Annotated in this window: 1 protein-coding gene; it reads right to left on the bottom strand. The window is 72.2% G+C overall.

The features are described from left to right. The coding region (locus COGEMETH_RS24630; protein ID WP_238185301.1) for a peptide ABC transporter substrate-binding protein at positions 1–1,053 on the bottom strand (1,053 nt) is incomplete at both ends.

Below are 1,053 nucleotides of genomic sequence, written 5' to 3'. Positions count from 1 at the left end.
GGCCTCGCCCAGCAGGGCGTCGTAGGCGGGGTTCGACCAGCGGCCGGCGTTCATACCGTCGTTGCCGGTGAGGAGCAGGAAAAGGAAGTTCTGCGGGTCGGAATAGTCGGCGATCCAGGACATGCGGGCCACGTCGAAGTCGCCGCCGTCGCGCAGGTGGGCGAAGTGGGTCTTGGCGTCGGTGTAGACGAAGCGGGTCTGGATGCCGAGGTCGCGCCACATCTCGGCGACGGCCACCGCCGTGTTGCGGTTGTTGTCGCTGGTGTTGAAGCGGTACTCGACCCGCAGGGGCCGCCCCGGCCCGAAGCCGGCCTCGGCGAGCAGGACCTTGGCCGTCTCCTCGTGGTCGATCGGCAGGCCGGTCCGCCCGGCGGTCTCGGGGGGCGTGCGGTAATTGTCGAGGCCGGGCGGGCAGAGGGAATAGGCCGGCGCCATGGTGCCGCCGGACAGGGCGTCGGCGAGGTATTCCCGGTCCAGGGCCAAGGAGAGCGCGCGCCGCACCCGGGCGTCGTCGAAAGGCGCCTTGCGCGTGTTCACGACGAGGGCCTGCACGCCCAAAGCCGGCCCGAGCACCACCTGGTCGCCGAAGCGGCGCTTCAGGGAGGCCATCTGGTCGCCGGGCAGGTCGGCCAGGGAATCCAGCTCGCCGCCGGCGTAGCGGCGCACCGCGCTCGACAGGTCCGGCGTCGGGACGAAGGCGACCCGCGGGATGGAGACGTCGTGGGCTGCGTGGAAATGCGGGTTGCGCTCGAGGGTGATGCGGTCGTTCGGCACGAGGTCGAGGAGCCGGTAGGCCCCGTTCGAGACGAGGTTGCCCGGCCGGGTGAAGGCGTCCCCCCAGCGCTCGAGCGAGGGGCGGTGCACGGGCAGCGCGGTCTGGTGCGTCAGGAGTTCGAGGAGGTAGGGGGTCGGCTGGTCGAGGGCGACCACGACCGTGCGCGGGTCCGGGCTCGACACGCCGAGCGCCTCTGGGGGCGCCTCGCCGCGGTTGACGGGGCCCGCGTTGCGGATCGGGTAGAGCACCTCGGCGTATTTCGCCCCCGTCTCGGGCGC

Source organism: Methylobacterium trifolii (assembly GCF_022179685.1).
GTDB classification, from domain to species: domain Bacteria; phylum Pseudomonadota; class Alphaproteobacteria; order Rhizobiales; family Beijerinckiaceae; genus Methylobacterium; species Methylobacterium trifolii.
Note: the sequence above shows the minus strand (reverse complement) of the source record. Positions and strands in the feature narration are given on the sequence as shown.